The organism is Streptomyces sp. NPDC060028, assembly GCF_042736725.1.
In the GTDB taxonomy this organism is placed as follows: domain Bacteria; phylum Actinomycetota; class Actinomycetes; order Streptomycetales; family Streptomycetaceae; genus Streptomyces.
In genome coordinates this window covers 48,116-66,616 of sequence record NZ_JBHWVJ010000028.1, presented here as the reverse complement: position 1 = coordinate 66,616, position 18,501 = coordinate 48,116, and the positions used below count along the sequence as shown (strand labels likewise).

Sequence of the window (18,501 nt, the reverse complement as noted above, 5' to 3'; positions counted from 1 at the left end):
CGTACATACGCAGAACCCGCCCAGCCCTGACCGGGGCCGGCGGCACCTCCGGCGGGGGCCGGGGACCCGGACGTACCATCACCCATCAGGCGTGGTCGGCGGCCGGGGTTCGGTTCTGCGGAAGACCCCCGAACACACAGGAGCCATTGAATGGCACGCGTTTCCGGTGTTGACATCCCGCGCGAAAAGCGTGTGGAGATCGCACTTACCTACGTCTTCGGTGTCGGTCGCACCCGGTCCAAGGAAATCCTTGCGGCCACCGGTGTGAACCCCGACACCCGCGTTCGTGACCTGGCCGAAGAGGACCTCGTCAAGATCCGCGAGTACGTGGACGCCAACCTCCGCACCGAGGGTGACCTCCGCCGCGAGATCCAGGCCGACATCCGTCGCAAGGTCGAGATCCAGTGCTACCAGGGCATCCGCCACCGTCGTGGCCTGCCGGTGCACGGTCAGCGCACCAGCACGAACGCGCGTACCCGCAAGGGCCCGCGTCGCGCGATCGCCGGTAAGAAGAAGCCGGGCAAGAAGTAGTCCTGTTCAGCGGTCTTGCGCTGTAGGACCGACCACCTCCCGTAGGAGATTTAGATGCCCCCCAAGGGTCGTCAGGGCGCTGCCAAGAAGGTGCGCCGCAAGGAAAAGAAGAACGTCGCTCATGGGCACGCCCACATCAAGAGCACGTTCAACAACACCATCGTCTCGATCACGGACCCCGCGGGCAACGTGATCTCCTGGGCCTCCGCCGGCCACGTCGGCTTCAAGGGCTCGCGCAAGTCCACCCCCTTCGCCGCGCAGATGGCCGCCGAGTCGGCCGCCCGTCGCGCGCAGGAGCACGGCATGCGCAAGGTTGACGTCTTCGTCAAGGGTCCGGGCTCCGGCCGCGAGACCGCGATCCGCTCCCTCCAGGCCACCGGCCTCGAGGTCGGCTCGATCCAGGACGTCACCCCCACCCCGCACAACGGCTGCCGCCCGCCGAAGCGCCGCCGCGTCTGACGCAGCGGACGCACCTGTGCGTTCTTGAGTGTCCGGGCGGTACGACCCCTTCGGGGGCCGTGCCGCCCGTACCCTTGCAGTAGCCGTACTCCGGTACGGCGTCCCGTCGGGCGTCAAATAGTGGGCGTCCACGAATGAAGGAACACAGACATGCTTATCGCTCAGCGTCCTTCGCTGACCGAAGAGGTCGTCGACGAGTACCGCTCGCGGTTCGTGATCGAGCCGCTGGAGCCGGGCTTCGGCTACACCCTCGGCAACTCCCTGCGCCGCACGCTCCTGTCCTCGATCCCGGGTGCCGCTGTCACCAGCATCCGCGTGGACGGCGTCCTGCACGAGTTCACCACCGTGCCGGGTGTCAAGGAAGACGTCACCGACATCATCCTCAACATCAAGCAGCTGGTCGTCTCCTCGGAGCACGACGAGCCGGTCGTGATGTACCTGCGCAAGCAGGGTCCCGGCCTGGTCACCGCTGCCGACATCGCGCCCCCGGCCGGTGTCGAGGTGCACAACCCGGACCTGGTCCTCGCCACGCTCAACGGCAAGGGCAAGCTGGAGATGGAGCTGACCGTCGAGCGCGGTCGCGGCTACGTCTCCGCCGTGCAGAACAAGCAGCTGGGCCAGGAGATCGGTCGCATCCCGATCGACTCCATCTACAGCCCGGTCCTCAAGGTCACCTACAAGGTCGAGGCGACCCGAGTCGAGCAGCGCACCGACTTCGACAAGCTGATCGTCGACGTCGAGACCAAGCAGGCCATGCGCCCGCGTGACGCCATGGCGTCCGCAGGCAAGACCCTGGTCGAGCTGTTCGGTCTGGCGCGCGAGCTCAACATCGACGCCGAGGGCATCGACATGGGCCCCTCGCCGACGGACGCGGCCCTGGCCGCCGATCTGGCGCTGCCGATCGAGGAGCTCGAGCTCACGGTCCGCTCGTACAACTGCCTCAAGCGCGAGGGCATCCACTCCGTGGGTGAGCTCGTGGCGCGTTCCGAGGCCGACCTGCTCGACATCCGCAACTTCGGTGCGAAGTCGATCGACGAGGTCAAGGCGAAGCTGGCCGGCATGGGCCTGGCCCTCAAGGACAGCCCGCCCGGATTCGACCCGACCGCCGCCGCCGACGCGTTTGGCGCCGACGACGACGCCGACGCCGGTTTCGTCGAGACCGAGCAGTACTGATTCATCCCGCCGCCGGCGGCCGAGGCCCCTTGGCCTCGACCGCCGGCCGGGCTTGATCTGATCTTTCCCGCGGCATCCGCCTCGGGGGAACTGACACCGGTACCTGACACGGCCGGTGCAGATATGAAGGAGTAACACCATGCCGCGTCCCGCAAAGGGTGCCCGCCTGGGCGGCAGCGCCGCGCACGAGAAGCACCTCCTCGCGAACCTCGCGAAGGCGCTCTTCGAGCACGGCCGCATCACCACGACCGAGGCCAAGGCCCGTCGCCTGCGTCCCTACGCCGAGCGTCTGGTCACCAAGGCGAAGAAGGGCGACATCCACAACCGTCGCCTGGTGCTGCAGACGATCACGGACAAGAGCATCGTGCACACGCTGTTCACCGAGATCGCCCCGCGCTACGAGAACCGCCCCGGTGGTTACACGCGCATCACCAAGATCGGCAACCGTCGTGGCGACAACGCCCCGATGGCCGTGATCGAGCTGGTCGAGGCCCTTACGGTCGCCCAGCAGGCCACTGGTGAGGCCGAGGCCGCCACCAAGCGCGCCGTGAAGGAGGCGGAGGCCGCCGAGGCTCCCGCCGCCGAGGAGACCAAGGAGGCCTGATCCCCTCCGGGATCACGCTGAACGGCTCTGAACGGGCCCGCCCCTCTCCGGGGCGGGCCCGTTTGCCGTTCGTCGGAAAGACGCAGCTGAGAGGATCGGTCACGTGAGTGACGAGGTGGAGCCCGGGCACGTCCGGGTGCGGCTGGACCTGAGCTACGACGGCAAGGACTTCTCCGGCTGGGCGAAACAGCGCGTGCTGCGGACCGTGCAGGGCGAGCTGGAGTCGGCCCTGCAGACCGTGATGCGGCTGCCGGACCCCGTCGAGCTGACCGTCGCCGGGCGCACCGACGCCGGCGTGCACGCGCGCGGGCAGGTCGCACAGTTCGACCTGGCCGAGGAGGTGTGGGCCGAGCACCACGACAAGCTGCTGCGCCGCCTCGCCGGCCGGCTGCCGCACGACGTACGGGTGTGGAGGGCCGCCGAGGCCCCCGAGGGCTTCAACGCGCGGTTCTCCGCCATCTGGCGCCGCTACGCCTACCGCGTCGGCGACCACCAGGCCGGGGTGGACCCGCTGCGCCGCGGGCACGTCCTGTGGCACCAGTGGCCGCTCGACGTCGACGCCATGAACGAGGCGGCCGCGGCCCTGCTCGGCGAGCACGACTTCGCCGCGTACTGCAAGAAGCGCGAGGGCGCCACGACCATCCGTACGCTCCAGCAGCTCAGCTGGGAGCGCGCCGAGGACGGGATCATCACCGCGACCGTCCGCGCCGACGCCTTCTGCCACAACATGGTCCGCTCGCTGGTCGGCGCCCTGCTGCACGTCGGCGACGGCCACCGGCCGACCGACTGGCCCGGGAAGGTGCTGGCCGCGGGCGTACGGGACTCCTCGGTGCACGTGGTCAAGCCGCACGGGCTGACCCTGGAGGAGGTCGGCTACCCGGCCGACGAGCTGCTGGCCGCCCGCAGCAAGGAGGCCCGGAACCTGCGCACCCTGCCGGGCGCGGGCTGCTGCTGAACCCCGGCTGATCCGTTTGGGCGGATCGCGGCCGGACCTGGACAATGCCCCGCATGGGACATCTCGAAGCCAGCCACCTGGAGTACTACCTTCCCGACGGGCGGGTTCTGCTCCCCGACGTCTCCTTCCGGGTGGGGGAGGGGGCGGTGGTCGCCCTGGTGGGGGCGAACGGGGCCGGCAAGACCACCCTGCTGAAGCTGATCTCCGGCGACCTCCAGCCGCACGGCGGCGGGGTCACCGTCAGTGGCGGGCTGGGCGTGATGTCGCAGTTCGTGGGCTCGGTCCGGGACGAGACGACCGTACGGGACCTGCTGGTCTCGGTCGCCCAGCCGCGGATCAGGGAGGCCGCGAAGGCCGTGGACCGCGCCGAGCAGCTGATCCTCACGGTCGACGACGAGGCCGCGCAGATGGCGTACGCGCAGGCGCTCAGCGACTGGGCCGACGTACAGGGCTACGAGGCGGAGACCCTGTGGGACGTCTGCACGATGGCCGCGCTGGCCATCCCGTACGACAGCGCGCAGTTCCGCGAGGTGCGCACGCTGTCGGGCGGTGAGCAGAAGCGGCTGGTCCTGGAGGCGCTGCTGCGCGGGCCGGACGAGGTGCTGCTGCTCGACGAGCCGGACAACTACCTCGACGTCCCCGGCAAGCGGTGGCTGGAGGAGCAGCTGAAGGCGACCCGCAAGACCGTGCTGTTCGTGTCGCACGACCGGGAGCTGCTGTCCACGGCCGCCGAGAAGATCATCAGCCTGGAGCCGAGCCCGATGGGCACGGACGTGTGGGTCCACGGCGCGGGCTTCGCCACCTACCACGACGCCCGCAAGGAGCGCTTCGCGCGCTTCGAGGAGCTCAAGCGGCGCTGGGACGAGGAGCACGCCCGCCTGAAGGCCCTGGTGCTGCGGCTGCGCAACCAGGCGGCGTCCAGCCCCGACATGGCCTCGCGCTACAAGGCGATGCAGACCCGCTTCCAGAAGTTCGAGGAGGCCGGTCCGCCGCCGGAGCCGCCGCGCGAGCAGGACATCCGGATGCGGCTCAAGGGCGGGCGTACCGGCGTGCGCGCGCTGACCGTGGAGAACCTGGAGCTCACGGGGCTGATGAAGCCCTTCTCGCTGGAGGTCTTCTACGGGGAGCGGGTCGCGGTGCTGGGCTCGAACGGTTCCGGCAAGTCGCACTTCCTGCGGCTGATGGCGGGCGAGGACGTCAAGCACAGCGGCACCTGGAAGCTGGGCGCCCGGGTGGTTCCCGGCCACTTCGCGCAGACGCACGCGCACCCCGAGCTGTTCGGGCGCACGCTCGTCGACATCCTGTGGACGGAGGCCGCCAAGCCGCTCGGCGCGGCCATGGGCGTGCTGCGCCGCTACGAGCTGGAGCGCCAGGGCGACCTGGCGTTCGAGAAGCTCTCGGGCGGCCAGCAGGCTCGTTTCCAGATCCTGCTGCTGGAGCTGGCCGGTACCACGGCGCTGCTGCTGGACGAGCCGACGGACAACCTCGACCTGGAGTCGGCGGAGGCGCTGCAGGACGGCCTGGAGGCCTACGAGGGCACTGTGCTGTGCGTCACGCACGATCGCTGGTTCGCGCGCACATTTGACCGTTACCTGGTCTTCGGTTCGGACGGTGTTGTGCGGGAGACTCAGGAACCCGTCTGGGACGAACGTAGGGTCGAACGCAAGCGCTAGGGGAGACCGCCTCCGGCGTGCGGAGCGAGGGGGAGGCGTCGTGGGGCTGCGGCCTAGCATCTGGCTCATGAAGTGGGACAGCCCGTCCTCGGGGAACCGGCTGGTGGACTGGCTGCTCCGGCCGGCGTCCCGCTCGTGGCGGGCGGTGTCCCTCGCCGTCCTCCTCGCCATCGCCGTCTCCACGAGCCTGCGGGCCAACTGGGGCTCGGACAACGCCTTCGTCGTGAAGGCCGCGGACTCGCTGCTGGCGGGCGTCTCCCCGTACGACGACAAGCGCTTCCTCTACCTCCCCAGCGCCGTGCTCATGGCGATCCCTGAGGCGCTGCTGCCGACGACCCTGCTGCGGTGGGTGCTCCCGCTGGGGATGACCGGGCTCGTGGGCATCGGCTGGTGGGCCTCGCTGAAGCTCTTCTCGGTGCCGCTGCGCTCACGCTTCGCGGTGGGCGGCTTCGCACTGTTCGCGCTGCTCTACAAGCCGTACCTGAACCTCGTGCTCATCGGGAACTGGACCGCCATCTCGGCGGCCGCGCTGCCGGTGGCGCTGCTGCTGGCGCACCGGCGGCACTGGGTGGCGGCCGGGCTGGTGGTGGGGCTGGCCATCGCCTGCAAGCCGATGCTGGTGCCGGTCGCGGTGCTGTTCGTCCTGGCCCGGCAGTGGCGGGGGCTGGGCGCGGCGGTGCTGGTGCCGCTGGGGTTGTCGCTGGCCGGCGCGCTGATAATGCCGAGCCCGACGCTGTTCTTCACCAAGACCCTGCCCTTCCTGCTCCAGGGGCAGGACGCGTACGCCCTGCCCTGGGACGCCTCGCCGATCGCGGTGCTGCCCCGGCTGGGGATGGCGCAGCCGCTGGCGGTGCTGCTCGCCTTCGGCGGGGCCGCGGTCGGGCTGTGGGGGGCCTGGCGGCGGTGGCGGCGCAGCGGGGCGGACACGGACGGGGGCGAGCTGCGGCTCGTCGAGACGGCCTGCATGGTGATGCTCGCCGCATTCCTGGTGTCGCGGCCGTCCTTCGACCACTACCTGCTGGTGGTGCTTCCGCTGCTGCTGGCGTCGGGGGTGCGGGCGGGTTCGATGCCGCGCTCGCCCTGGTTCTGGGCTGCCGTGGTGCCTCAGATGGCGGGGGTTCCGTGGCCCTCGGAGTTGGCGGCCAAGCGGCGGGCATTCAGGGACATGGTGACCCTCTGCGCGCTGGCCGGGCTGCTGGCGCGGCGGTGTTTGCGGCCGAGCCGGGTTACGCTGGAGCTCGTACGAACTGCGGGGTCCCCACCCAGGACCGATCCGGAGTGCACCGCGAAGCCAGTCGAGACGGCATCGCGGACCGCGTTTTGACCCTTCCAGGTCTTCACGGGTATCCTGCTGGTTCGTTATGCGTATTGGCTTGCTCATTCTCACGTGAATTGGCCTTACGCCGGTCCACCGGGCCGATGACCAGCGGTACACACGGGTTGCGTCCCCGATGTGAACCAGGGCTGTCGTGATCGTCCGTGGTGACCCATGTCAGGACCCGTCCCTTCGGGCTCACCCCCCGGGGATGACCCACCACTGAAGAAGCGAAGGCATACGCGTGCGTACGTTCAGCCCCAAGCCCGGCGACATCTCGCGCCAGTGGCTCGTCATCGACGCCCAGGACGTTGTCCTCGGCCGTCTGGCGACCCAGGCCGCTGCCCTCCTGCGGGGCAAGCACAAGCCGACTTACGCCCCCCACATGGACATGGGCGACTTCGTCATCATCGTCAACGCCGACAAGGTTCACCTGTCCGGCAACAAGGCGACCCAGAAGATGGCGTACCGCCACTCCGGCTACCCGGGTGGTCTCCGCTCGGTCCGTTACGACGACCTCCTGGCGAACAACCCGGAGAAGGCCGTCGAGAAGGCCATCAAGGGCATGCTCCCCAAGAACACCCTGGGCCGTCAGATGCTCTCGAAGCTGAAGGTCTACTCGGGCGACCAGCACCCCCACGCTGCCCAGCAGCCGGTGCCGTTCGAGATCACCCAGGTCGCGCAGTAGTTCCGGCCACCCCCTAAGACGTAGAAAATTCTGAGGAGCATCGTGGCCGAGACCACCGCCGAGACGACCCCCGTCGAAGAGTTCGAGGGCAACGTCGAGGAGTACACCAGCGAGTCCGAGGTTGTCGTCGAGGGCGACTACACCTCCGAGTCCCTTGCCGGTCGCTTCGGCGACCCCCAGCCGGCCGCCGGCCTGGGCCGTCGCAAGAACGCCATCGCCCGCGTCCGGATCGTTCCGGGCACCGGCAAGTGGAAGATCAACGGTCGCACCCTTGAGGACTACTTCCCCAACAAGGTGCACCAGCAGGAAGTCAACGAGCCGTTCAAGCTCCTTGAGCTGGACAACCGCTACGACGTCATCGCCCGCATCGCGGGTGGCGGCGTCTCCGGCCAGGCCGGCGCCCTGCGCCTCGGTGTGGCCCGTGCGCTGAACGAGGCGGACGTGGACAACAACCGCCCGGCGCTGAAGAAGGCCGGCTTCCTCTCGCGCGACGACCGTGCGGTCGAGCGCAAGAAGGCCGGTCTCAAGAAGGCCCGTAAGGCTCCGCAGTACAGCAAGCGTTAATCTGCGCCTGCTGTTCTGCAACGAAACCGCCCCGGCAGCACTCTCCGTGCTGTCGGGGCGGTTCGTTTACCGCCACAAGCGGCAAATTACTGTCACAAGCGGTCACAAGCGAAGTGTGAACTCGGGAGGACAACAGTGGGACGACTCTTCGGGACGGACGGTGTACGAGGCGTCGCCAACGCGGATCTGACGGCTGAGCTCGCGCTCGGCCTCTCCGTGGCGGCCGCACACGTACTGGCCGAGGCGGGAACCTTCGCGGGCCACCGCGCGACCGCGGTGGTCGGCCGTGATCCCCGGGCCTCCGGCGAGTTCCTCGAGGCCGCGGTCGTCGCGGGTCTCGCGAGCGCGGGCGTGGACGTCCTGCGCGTCGGTGTGCTGCCCACCCCGGCGGTGGCGTATCTCACCGGTGCGCTGGGCGCCGACCTCGGCGTGATGCTCTCGGCCAGCCACAACGCCATGCCCGACAACGGCATCAAGTTCTTCGCGCGCGGCGGCCACAAGCTCGCCGACGAGCTGGAGGGCCGGATCGAGGCCGTCTACGAACAGCACCGCACCGGTGCTCCCTGGGACCGGCCCACCGGCTCCGGCGTCGGCCGGGTCTCCGACTACACCGAGGGCTTCGACAAGTACGTCGCCCACCTCATCGGGGTCCTCCCCAACCGCCTCGAAGGCCTGAAGGTCGTCCTGGACGAGGCGCACGGCGCCGCCGCGTACGTCTCGCCCGAGGCCTTCACCCGGGCCGGCGCCGAGATCGTCACGATCGGTACGGAGCCGGACGGCCTCAACATCAACGACGGCTGCGGCTCCACCCACCTCGAACTGCTCAAGGCGGCCGTGGTCGAGCACGGCGCCGACTTCGGAATCGCGCACGACGGCGACGCCGACCGCTGCCTGGCCGTGGACGCCACCGGCGCCGAGGTCGACGGCGACCAGATCCTCGCGGTGCTGGCCCTGGCCATGCGCGAGGCCGGGCAGCTGCGCGAGAACACCGTGGTCGGCACCGTGATGTCGAACCTGGGCTTCAAGCTGGCGATGGAGTCCGAGGGCATCCACGTCGTGCAGACCGGGGTCGGCGACCGCTACGTGCTGGAGTCGATGAAGGAGAACGGCTACGCGCTGGGCGGCGAGCAGTCCGGCCACGTGATCATCCTCGACCACGCGACCACCGGTGACGGCACGCTGACCGGCCTGCTGCTGGCGGCGCGGGTCGCGGCCACCGGCAAGTCGCTGGCGGAGCTGGCCGGGGTCATGCGGCGGCTGCCGCAGGTGCTGATCAACGTCCCCGACGTGGACAAGTCCCGGGTCGGGACCTCGGCCGAGCTGGCCGCGGCGGTCGTCGACGCGGAGCGCGAGCTCGGCAGCACCGGACGGGTGCTACTGCGTTCGTCCGGTACGGAGCCGCTCGTTCGGGTGATGGTGGAGGCCGCCGACATCGAGCAGGCCCGCGCGGTGGCGGGGCGCCTCGCGGACGTCGTGAAGGCGGCGCTCGGCTAGGCCGTCCCTTTCGGGTCTTGCCTCGCACGAACCCCAGGAACCCCACGGCCCCGTCGCCCCGGACCCCATCCGGGACGGCGGGGCCGTCGTCGTCGGTTTCTGGCCGAGCAGCTCCGGTCACAGCACTAGAGCTTGCGCAGGCTCAGCTTCTGCACCTTGTGGTCCGGTCCCTTGCGTACGACGAGCGTGGCGCGGCCGCGGGTGGGGGCGACGTTCTCCAAGAGGTTGGGCTTGTTGATGGTCCGCCACATCGTCTGCGCGTACTCCAGGGCCTCCTCCTCGGAGACCTGGGTGTACTTGCGGAAGTAGGAGAAAGGATTCTGGAACGCCGTCTCGCGCAGCTTCCGGAACCGGTTGAGGTACCAGCGCTCGATGTCCTCGGGGCGCGCGTCCACGTACACGCTGAAGTCGAAGTAGTCGGCGAGGCCGACGCGGGTACGGCCGTCCTTGCCGGGCATGGCCGGCTGCAGGACGTTGAGGCCCTCGACGATCAGGATGTCCGGGCGGCGTACGACGAGCTGCTCGCCCGGGACGATGTCGTAGATCAGGTGCGAGTAGACGGGGGCCGTGACCTCGTCCTTGCCGGCCTTGATGTCGGCGACGAACCGGGTGAGCGCGCGGCGGTCGTACGACTCCGGGAAGCCCTTGCGGGCGGTGAGCCCGCGCCGCTGGAGCTCCTTCATCGGGTAGAGGAAGCCGTCGGTGGTCACCAGCTCCACGCGCGGGTGCTCGGGCCAGCGGGCGAGGAGGGCCTGGAGCAGACGGGCCACGGTGGACTTGCCGACGGCGACGGAGCCGGCGACCCCTATGACGAACGGGGTGCCCTGCTGAGCGCCGTGGCCGTTGCCGGCGTCGCCGAGAAAGGTGTTGAGGGTGCCGCGGAGGTTGCTGGTGGCGCCGACGTAGAGGTTGAGGAGGCGGGAGAGCGGCAGGTAGACGTCGCGGACCTCGTCGAGGTCGATGACGTCGCCGAGGCCGCGCAGCCGCTCCACCTCGTCGGCGGTCAGCGGCAGTGGCGTCCGCTCGCGCAGGGCGCTCCACTCGGCGCGGGTGAGGTCGACGTAGGGGGAGGCGTCGGCCTTGCGGTGGGCCGGGCGCCCGGTCCGGTCGGTCCGGTCGGTGCGCTCCGTTGCGCTGTCCGACGTGCTTCGTGGCGGCGAAGTGATCACACCGCCATTGTCGGGGGTCGCGGTCGGTTGTGGGTGGTGTGGTCGGTCACGTGGGGAGTGCCCGTATGTCCCGCGGCGGGCGGGTTGTACGCGGGGCGGTCTCGATTGGGGGCCTCCGGGGTCTCGTGGCGGTCACGATGCGTGGTGCGCGCAGATAATCCGGAGCCGATGGTTTCAGCGGCCCGTACATTGATGATCACCGCAGCTCGGCGATGCCGCTGCGCTCCTTTCGCTCCTTTCGCTCCTTTCGCTTGTTTCGCTTCTTTCGTTGATCATTTTCCTGTGGGGGGAACCATCGTGCGCACCGCACTCGTCCGCCGTACCGTCCTGACCGCCTCCGCGGTGTCCCTGGCGCTGCTCGCCACGGCCTGCGGCTCGGACACGTCCGACAAGAACGTGGACGGCGCCAAGCCGGCTCCCTCCGCCCCGGCGGCGTCGGCCGCGCCCGCCGCGAAGGCCAAGACGGACGCCGAGCTGGCCGCGCTGCTGGTGACGCAGGCCGACCTGCCGACCCACGGGGTCAAGGCGGCCACCCCGGCCGAACTCGCGGCGGCGGCCGGTGCCGGCTCCGACAAGCCCGAGTGCCTGCCGCTCGCCAAGGCACAGTCCACGGCCCCGGTCGGCACCGCCGTGGGGAAGGCCGGCACCAAGGCGGTCGCCAAGCCGAAGTCCGTGGACGAGGTCCTGGGCGCCACCGTCACCTCCGTCGCCCTCGCCTCGTACGAGGGCAAGGGCGCCGAGGAGGCCTTCGCCGCCATCAAGGCCGCGGCCACGGCCTGCGCCGGCGGTTACACGGGCAGCCAGGCCGGCGACTCGCTCAAGATCACCAAGGTGATCCCGGGCACCCCCGTCACCGCAGGCGACGCGGCGCTCGCCTACACCGAGCTGGGCGACGTGGACGGCGAGACGGCCGGCATGGAGCTCGTGGTCGTCCGCAAGGGCAACATCCTCGCCACCTTCTCGGCCGTGAGCCCGAGCGGCACCGCCGAGCAGCCGAAGGCCATCGTCGAGATCCAGGCCAAGAAGCTCGGCTGAGTCCCGGCCCGCTCGGGCGTTCGAGCACGCGTCAACCCCGCTCCGGCGCGTTCGCCGGGGCGGGGTTTTCGTCTGGTTCAGGTACGGGGCAGAGCGCCAACCACGGCGTACGCTGCGGCGTATGTGCGGAATTGTGGGTTACGTGGGAGCGCAGTCGGCGCTCGATGTGGTCATCGCCGGACTCAAGCGGCTGGAGTACCGCGGCTACGACTCGGCGGGTGTCGCCGTCCTCGCCGACGGGGAGCTCGTCTCCGTCAAAAAGGCCGGCAAGCTGGTCAACCTGGAGAAGGAACTGGTCGGGCATCGGATGCCCGCCGGCTCCACCGGACTCGGGCACACCCGGTGGGCGACCCACGGCGGGCCCACCGACGTCAACGCCCACCCGCACCTGGACAACACGGGGCGCGTGGCCGTCGTACACAACGGCATCATCGAGAACTTCGCCGTGCTGCGCGCCGAACTCACCGAGCGCGGGCACCGGCTGGAGTCCGAGACGGACACCGAGGTCGTGGCCCACCTGCTCGCCGAGCACTTCGCCTCGTCGGCCGGGGACCTCGCGGAGGCCATGCGGCGGGTGTGCCGGCTGCTGGACGGGGCGTTCACGCTGGTCGCGGTGCACGCCGACCAGCCCGATGTGGTCGTCGGCGCCCGCCGGAACTCCCCTCTGGTGGTGGGCGTTGGGGAAGGTGAGAACTTCCTCGCCTCGGACGTGGCCGCGTTCATCGCCCACACCCGGTCCGCGATCGAGCTGGGGCAGGACCAGGTCGTCGAGCTCCGCCGCGACGGTGTCTCGGTGACCAACTTCGACGGTTCGGCCGCGTCGGTGCGGGCGTACCACGTGGACTGGGACGCCTCGGCGGCCGAGAAGGGGGGCTATGACTACTTCATGCTCAAGGAGATCGCCGAGCAGCCGAAGGCTGTGGCCGACACCCTCCTGGGCAGGATCGACGCGAGCGGCTCGCTGACCCTGGACGAGGTGCGCATCCCCACCTCGGTGCTCAGGGAGGTCGACAAGGTCGTGATCGTGGCGTGCGGTACGGCGTACCACGCGGGCATGATCGCGAAGCTGGCCATCGAGCACTGGACCCGCATCCCGTGCGAGACGGAGCTGGCGAGCGAGTTCCGCTACCGCGACCCGATCCTGGACCAGCGGACGCTGGTGGTCGCGATCTCGCAGTCCGGCGAGACCATGGACACCCTGATGGCGCTGCGGCACGCGCGCGAACAGGGTGCGAAGGTGCTGGCCATCTGCAATACGAACGGGTCGACGATCCCGCGCGAATCGGATGCGGTGCTGTACACGCATGCCGGTCCGGAGGTCGCCGTCGCCTCGACCAAGGCCTTCCTGACGCAGCTGGTGGCCTGCTACCTGGTCGCCCTCTACCTCGGGCAGGTACGGGGCACGAAGTGGGGCGACGAGATCCAGGCGGTCATCCGGGAACTGTCCGAGATCGCCGCGGCCGTGGACACCGTCCTGGAGACCATGGAGCCGGTCCGGCAGCTGGCGCGCTCTCTGGCCGACAAGAACACCGTGCTGTTCCTGGGGCGGCACGTCGGCTACCCGGTGGCGCTGGAGGGCGCGCTCAAGCTCAAGGAGCTGGCGTACATGCACGCCGAGGGCTTCGCGGCGGGCGAGCTCAAGCACGGCCCGATCGCGCTGATCGAGAAGGACCTGCCGGTGGTGGTGGTCGTACCGTCGCCGCGCGGCCGGTCGGTGCTGCACGACAAGATCGTGTCGAACATCCAGGAGATCCGGGCGCGCGGGGCCCGCACCATCGTCATCGCCGAGGAGGGCGACGAGGCGGTCGTCCCGTACGCCGACCACCTGATCCGGATCCCGGCGACGCCGACGCTGCTCCAGCCGCTGGTGGCGACGGTGCCGCTGCAGGTGTTCGCGTGCGAGCTGGCGACCGCGCGGGGCAACGAGGTGGACCAGCCGCGTAATCTCGCCAAGTCCGTGACCGTGGAGTAGTGGCGTAGCTGGAGCTGTGGTTGTGATTATCGGCGTCGGGATCGACGTGGCGGAGATCGAGCGGTTCGGCGCCGCGCTGGAGCGTACGCCGGGCCTGGGCGGGCGGCTGTTCGTCGATGCCGAGTTGACGCTGCCGAGCGGCGAGCGGCGCGGGACCGCCTCGCTCGCCGCGCGGTTCGCGGCCAAGGAAGCGCTGGCCAAGGCGCTCGGCGCGCCCGGCGGGATGCTGTGGACCGACGCCGAGGTGTACGTCGAGGACAGCGGGCAGCCCCGGCTGCGGGTGTCGGGGACGGTGGAGGCGCGGGCGCTGGCGCTGGGGGTGAAGTCCTGGCACGTCTCGCTGAGCCACGACGCCGGGGTGGCCTCCGCCGTGGTGATCGCCGAGGGATAGCCGGCACACGAACGGCCTCGACGGCCTCGACGGCCTCGACGGCCTCGGACCGCCTCGAACGGCCCTCGTCGGGCAGGCTGGTGCCATGCGTACTGCTTACAGCGTGGAGACCGTACGGGCCGCCGAGCGGGAGCTGATGGCCCGGCTGCCCGAAGGCGCCCTGATGCAGCGGGCCGCGGCCGGGCTGGCCGCCGTCTGCGCCGGGTTGCTCGGGAAGGTCTACGGGGCGCGCGTCGTGCTGCTGGTCGGGCCCGGGGACAACGGCGGTGACGCGCTGTACGCCGGTGCGCGCCTGGCGCGGCGCGGGGCCGGGGTGACCGCGGTCCCGATGGATCCGCAGCGGGTGCACGCGGGCGGGCTGGCGGCGCTGCGGGCCGCCGGGGGGCGCGTGGCGGCGGCCGTACCCGAGCGGGCGGACCTCGTACTGGACGGGCTCGTCGGGATCGGCGGGCGGGGCGGCCTGCGGCCGGCGGCCGCCGCGCTGGTGGAGCGGATCCCCCCGGGTGCGGTGGTGGTCGCCGTGGACCTGCCGAGCGGGGTGGACGCGGACACCGGGGAGGTGGCGGGGGCGGCCGTACGGGCCGACGTCACGGTGACCTTCGGGGCGTACAAGCCGGGGCTGCTGGTCGACCCGGGGGCGTCGCGGGCGGGCGCGCTGCGGCTGGTGGACATCGGGCTGGCGCTGGGCGCGCCCGACGCGGAGGCCTTGCAGCACGCCGATGTGGCGGGGCTGCTGCCGGTGCCGACGCCGTCGAGCGACAAGTACCGGCGGGGCGTGGTCGGGGTCGTCGCCGGGTCGGCGCAGTATCCGGGGGCGGCGGTGCTGGCGGTGGCCGGGGCGCTGCGGGGCGGTGCGGGGGCGGTGCGGTACGTGGGGCCGGCGGCGGAATCCGTACTCGCCCGGTACCCCGAGACGCTGATCGGGCGGGGCCGGGTGCAGGCGTGGGTGGTCGGGCCGGGGCTGGGCGAGGGGCGGGGCGACGAGGTCGCGCGGTGCCTGGCGGATCCGGTGCCGGTGCTGGTGGACGCGGACGGGCTGCGCGGGCTGGACGCCGCCGGGCTGCGGGTGCGCTCGGCGCCGACGGTGCTGACCCCGCACGCGGGGGAGGCGGCGGCGCTGCTGGGGGTGCCGCGGGAGTCCGTGGAGGCGGGGCGGCTGGCCGCGGTGCGAGGGCTGGCGGAGCGGTACGGGGCGACGGTGCTGCTGAAGGGGTCGACGACGCTGGTCGCCTCCGGCGGGGGGCCCGTTCGGGTGAACCCGACGGGTACGCCGTGGCTGGCCACCGCCGGCAGTGGCGATGTCCTGTCCGGCCTGGGCGGCTCCCTCCTGGCGGCGGGTCTGTCCGCGGTGGACGCCGCGTCCGTGGCGGCGTACCTCCACGGCCTGGCGGCCCGCCGTGCGGCCTCGGGTGCGCCCCTCCTGGCCCATCAGGTCGCGGAGGCCCTCCCGGCCGCGTGGCGTGACGTCCCCCGCTGACACCGCGCGGCCCCGCCGGGCCCGGGCGGCGGGTTCTGAGAGACTGTGGGGGATGAACGAGACACCGACGCGCGTGTACGCCGAGATCGACCTGGACGCCGTCCGGGAGAACGTGCGCGCCTTGCGCGAGCGCGCCCCCCGGGCCGCAGTGATGGCCGTGGTCAAGGCGGACGCCTATGGGCACGGGGCCCTGCCCTGCGCCCGGGCGGCCCTCGACGCCGGTGCCACCTGGCTGGGAACCGCCACCCCCGAGGAGGCGCTCGCGCTGCGCGCCGCCGGGATCGGCGGCCGGATCATGTGCTGGCTGTGGACCCCCGGAGGGCCCTGGCGGGAGGCCGTCGAGGCCGATCTGGACATTTCCGTGAGCGGGATCTGGGCCCTGGAAGAGGTCCGCGCGGCCGCCCGCGCGACCGGCCGTACGGCCAGGATCCAGCTCAAGGCCGACACCGGCCTCGGCCGCAACGGCTGCCAGCCCGCCGACTGGGCCGACCTCGTCGGCGCGGCCGTCGCCGCGCAGGCCGAGGGCACGGTCGTCGTCACCGGGGTCTGGTCGCACTTCGCGTGCGCCGACGAGCCCGGCCACCCCTCCATCACGCTCCAGCTCGCCGCCTTCCGCGACATGCTCGCGTACGCCGAGAAGGAGGGCGTGGAGCCCGAGGTCCGGCACATCGCCAACTCGCCCGCGACCCTGACCCTGCCCGAGAGCCACTTCGACCTGGTGCGCTGCGGGCTGGCCGTCTACGGGGTCTCGCCGGCCCCCGAGCTCGGCACCCCCGAACAGCTCGGACTGCGGCCGGCCATGACCCTGAAGGCCTCAGTGGCCCTGGTCAAGGGCGTGCCGGCCGGGCACGGCGTCAGCTACGGGCACCACTACGTCACCGAGTCCGACACCCGTCTCGCGCTCATCCCCGCCGGCTACGCCGACGGCGTCCCGCGGCACGCCTCCGACCGCGGCCCGGTCCTGGTCGGCGGCACGATCCGGCGGGCCGCCGGACGCGTGGCGATGGACCAGTTCGTCGTCGACCTCGACGGAGACGACCGGGTACGGGTCGGCGACGAGGCCGTCCTCTTCGGCGACGCCCGCCGCGGCGAGCCCACCGCCGAGGACTGGGCTCAAGCGGCACACACGATCGCGTATGAGATCGTCACTCGTATCGGGAGTCGCGTACCCCGGGTGTACCGAAACGGCTGAAACGGCCCGGTCGACGGCTGAGTGAGGACGGCGTGAGCGAGAACTGGCGCAAGGCGGGCTGGGCCGGCGCCGCCATCGGCGTGATAGCCGCGGGCGCGGCCGCCGGTGTCGCGGTAGAACGGATCACGGTCGGGAGGGGCATGCGGATGAAGGCGCGTCTCGCACTGGACTCCACCGGGGACTACGGGTCCCTGCGCGGCACCGAGGGCTCCGCGTGGGCCGAGGACGGCACCGAACTCCACTACGAGGTCGACGAGCTGCCCGAGGAGGGCAAGCGCAGCCGGCTGCGCCGCAAGGCCCCCGCCCCGGCGACCGTGGTGTTCTGCCACGGCTACTGCCTCGGCCAGGACGCCTGGCACTTCCAGCGGGCGGCCCTGCGCGGTGTGGTCCGCGCCGTCTACTGGGACCAGCGCAGCCACGGCCGCAGCGCGCGCGGCCTCGGTCAGGCCGACGGCGAACCGGTGAGCTTCGAGCTGCTGGGCCGCGACCTGAAGACCGTCATCGACGCCGCCGCCCCGGAGGGTCCGCTGATCCTGGTCGGTCACTCGATGGGCGGTATGACCATCATGGGATTTGCCGAGCAGTTTCCCGAGCTCGTACGTGACCGCGTGGTCGGGGTGGCGCTCGTCGGCACCTCCAGCGGCCACCTCGACGAGGTGACGTACGGGCTGCCGGCCGTCGGGATGGGTGCCGTACGACGCTTCCTGCCCGGCGTGCTCAAGGCGCTCGGCTCGCAGGTGGAGCTGGTGGAGAAGGGCCGCCGGGCCACCGCGGACCTCTTCGCCGGCATGATCAAGATGTACTCGTTCCGCTCGCGCGACGTGGACCCGGGCGTCGCCCGCTTCGCCGAACGGCTCATCGAGGCCACCCCCATCGACGTCGTCGCCGAGTTCTACCCGGCCTTCCAGGCGCACGACAAGACGGCCGCGCTCCAGCGGTTCGCGGACATCCCCGTCACGGTGATCGCCGCCGACCACGACATGGTCACCCCGGCCGCCCACAGCCAGGCCATCAAGGAAGCGCTGCCGTCCGCCGAACTGGTCGTCCTGGAGAACGCCGGGCACCTGATGATGCTGGAGTACCCGGACACCGTGACACGGCTGCTGGCCGAGCTGCTGGCGCGCACCGGGGCGGTCTCCGTACCGGCTAACGTTGGCGGGCATGGAAGAAGTACCGCGGGAAGCACAGCCCAGCCCGGCTCCGGAGCAGGGTCAGAGGCCTGACGCCGAGGCCCACATCACCGTCGACTCTCCCGATGCCATGCGGGAGCTCGGCCGCAGGATCGCCGGCCTGCTGCGCCCCGGCGATCTCGTCCTGCTGACCGGCGAGCTCGGCGCGGGCAAGACCACCCTGACCCGCGGCCTGGGCGAGGGCCTCGACGTGCGCGGGGCGGTGACCTCGCCGACCTTCGTCATCGCCCGGGTCCACCCGCCCCTGGGCGGCGGACCGGCACTGGTGCACGTGGACGCGTACCGGCTGGGCGGCGGCCTGGACGAGATGGAGGACCTGGACCTCGACGTCTCGCTGCCCGAGTCCGTGGTCGTCGTGGAATGGGGCGACGGCAAGGTGGAGGAGCTGTCCGACGACCGTCTGCACGTGGTGATCAAGCGTGCGGTCGGCCACGAGGAGGTCTTGGACGACGTACGCGAGGTCGTGGTGCGCGGGGTCGGCACGCGCTGGTCGGGTGCGGGGGCTCTGGTGGCCCTGGCTCCCGCACAGGCGGAGTAGCGCGTACCGGCAGGACGTACCGGCAGGACGTACCGACAACTCGTCGGCAAGACATTGCGCTGACAGAGGCACACGTGGTGA

Annotated in this window: 18 protein-coding genes; 17 read left to right on the top strand and 1 reads right to left on the bottom strand. The window is 71.2% G+C overall.

The window, feature by feature from the left end; translation table 11 throughout:
* The first annotated feature begins 150 nt into the window (after nt 1-150).
* The 10 genes from rpsM (at nt 151) to glmM (ending at nt 9,456) form a co-directional block, all read left to right on the top strand.
* Complete coding sequence (gene rpsM / locus ACFWBF_RS16405) at nt 151-531, top strand: 30S ribosomal protein S13 (protein ID WP_008739674.1); 381 nt, start codon at nt 151-153, stop codon at nt 529-531.
* 54 nt (nt 532-585) lie between these two features.
* Complete coding sequence (gene rpsK / locus ACFWBF_RS16400) at nt 586-990, top strand: 30S ribosomal protein S11 (RefSeq protein ID WP_006376016.1); 405 nt, start codon at nt 586-588, stop codon at nt 988-990.
* Between the two features lie 150 nt (nt 991-1,140).
* Nucleotides 1,141-2,163, top strand: coding sequence for a DNA-directed RNA polymerase subunit alpha (locus ACFWBF_RS16395; protein ID WP_008739666.1), 1,023 nt, complete (start codon nt 1,141-1,143; stop codon nt 2,161-2,163).
* 139 nt (nt 2,164-2,302) lie between these two features.
* Entirely contained in the window at nt 2,303-2,767 is a 465-nt protein-coding gene (gene rplQ, locus ACFWBF_RS16390) for a 50S ribosomal protein L17 (RefSeq protein ID WP_215023458.1), read from the top strand.
* Nucleotides 2,768-2,870: 103 nt separating this feature from the next.
* Entirely contained in the window at nt 2,871-3,722 is an 852-nt protein-coding gene (gene truA, locus ACFWBF_RS16385; RefSeq protein WP_385601490.1) for a tRNA pseudouridine(38-40) synthase TruA, read from the top strand.
* Between the two features lie 53 nt (nt 3,723-3,775).
* Nucleotides 3,776-5,395, top strand: coding sequence for an ABC-F family ATP-binding cassette domain-containing protein (locus ACFWBF_RS16380; protein WP_385601487.1), 1,620 nt, complete (start codon nt 3,776-3,778; stop codon nt 5,393-5,395).
* Between the two features lie 67 nt (nt 5,396-5,462).
* On the top strand, nt 5,463-6,719 hold the full coding sequence (locus ACFWBF_RS16375; protein WP_385601484.1) for a glycosyltransferase family 87 protein: 1,257 nt from the start codon (nt 5,463-5,465) through the stop codon (nt 6,717-6,719).
* A gap of 235 nt (nt 6,720-6,954) precedes the next feature.
* Nucleotides 6,955-7,398: a 50S ribosomal protein L13 gene (gene rplM / locus ACFWBF_RS16370; protein ID WP_073912858.1), complete on the top strand. Its 444-nt coding sequence runs from the start codon at nt 6,955-6,957 to the stop codon at nt 7,396-7,398.
* 42 nt (nt 7,399-7,440) lie between these two features.
* Nucleotides 7,441-7,962, top strand: a complete 522-nt coding sequence (rpsI, locus tag ACFWBF_RS16365; protein WP_361312420.1) for a 30S ribosomal protein S9 — start codon at nt 7,441-7,443, stop codon at nt 7,960-7,962.
* A 135-nt stretch (nt 7,963-8,097) separates the two neighbouring features.
* A complete protein-coding gene (gene glmM, locus ACFWBF_RS16360) occupies nt 8,098-9,456 on the top strand; it encodes a phosphoglucosamine mutase (RefSeq protein ID WP_385601480.1) in 1,359 nt (452 codons plus the stop codon).
* A gap of 125 nt (nt 9,457-9,581) precedes the next feature.
* Here the strand turns inward: glmM and coaA are convergent, their stop codons facing one another.
* Nucleotides 9,582-10,625, bottom strand: coding sequence for a type I pantothenate kinase (gene coaA, locus ACFWBF_RS16355; RefSeq protein WP_385601477.1), 1,044 nt, complete (start codon nt 10,623-10,625; stop codon nt 9,582-9,584).
* Nucleotides 10,626-10,922: 297 nt separating this feature from the next.
* Between coaA and ACFWBF_RS16350 the strand changes: the two genes are divergently transcribed.
* The 7 genes from ACFWBF_RS16350 (at nt 10,923) to tsaE (ending at nt 18,420) form a co-directional block, all read left to right on the top strand.
* Nucleotides 10,923-11,660, top strand: coding sequence for a hypothetical protein (locus ACFWBF_RS16350; protein WP_385601474.1), 738 nt, complete (start codon nt 10,923-10,925; stop codon nt 11,658-11,660).
* A gap of 121 nt (nt 11,661-11,781) precedes the next feature.
* The gene (gene glmS / locus ACFWBF_RS16345) at nt 11,782-13,632 is read left to right on the top strand and encodes a glutamine--fructose-6-phosphate transaminase (isomerizing) (RefSeq protein ID WP_385601471.1); all 1,851 of its coding nucleotides are present in this window, start codon (nt 11,782-11,784) and stop codon (nt 13,630-13,632) included.
* 22 nt (nt 13,633-13,654) lie between these two features.
* Nucleotides 13,655-14,023 carry a holo-ACP synthase gene (locus tag ACFWBF_RS16340; protein ID WP_385601468.1) on the top strand — a complete coding sequence of 123 codons (369 nt, stop codon included), beginning with the start codon at nt 13,655-13,657 and terminating at the stop codon, nt 14,021-14,023.
* 85 nt (nt 14,024-14,108) lie between these two features.
* Nucleotides 14,109-15,500, top strand: a complete 1,392-nt coding sequence (locus tag ACFWBF_RS16335) for an NAD(P)H-hydrate dehydratase (RefSeq protein WP_385601466.1) — start codon at nt 14,109-14,111, stop codon at nt 15,498-15,500.
* Between the two features lie 52 nt (nt 15,501-15,552).
* Complete coding sequence (gene alr / locus ACFWBF_RS16330) at nt 15,553-16,692, top strand: alanine racemase (RefSeq protein ID WP_385601463.1); 1,140 nt, start codon at nt 15,553-15,555, stop codon at nt 16,690-16,692.
* Between the two features lie 32 nt (nt 16,693-16,724).
* Entirely contained in the window at nt 16,725-17,915 is a 1,191-nt protein-coding gene (locus tag ACFWBF_RS16325) for an alpha/beta fold hydrolase (protein WP_385601460.1), read from the top strand.
* Nucleotides 17,854-18,420 (top strand): tRNA (adenosine(37)-N6)-threonylcarbamoyltransferase complex ATPase subunit type 1 TsaE, encoded by a 567-nt coding sequence (gene tsaE / locus ACFWBF_RS16320; RefSeq protein WP_385601457.1) that lies wholly within the window; start codon nt 17,854-17,856, stop codon nt 18,418-18,420. The genes ACFWBF_RS16325 and tsaE overlap by 62 nt, the downstream gene beginning before the upstream one ends.
* The last annotated feature ends 81 nt before the right edge of the window (nt 18,421-18,501 follow it).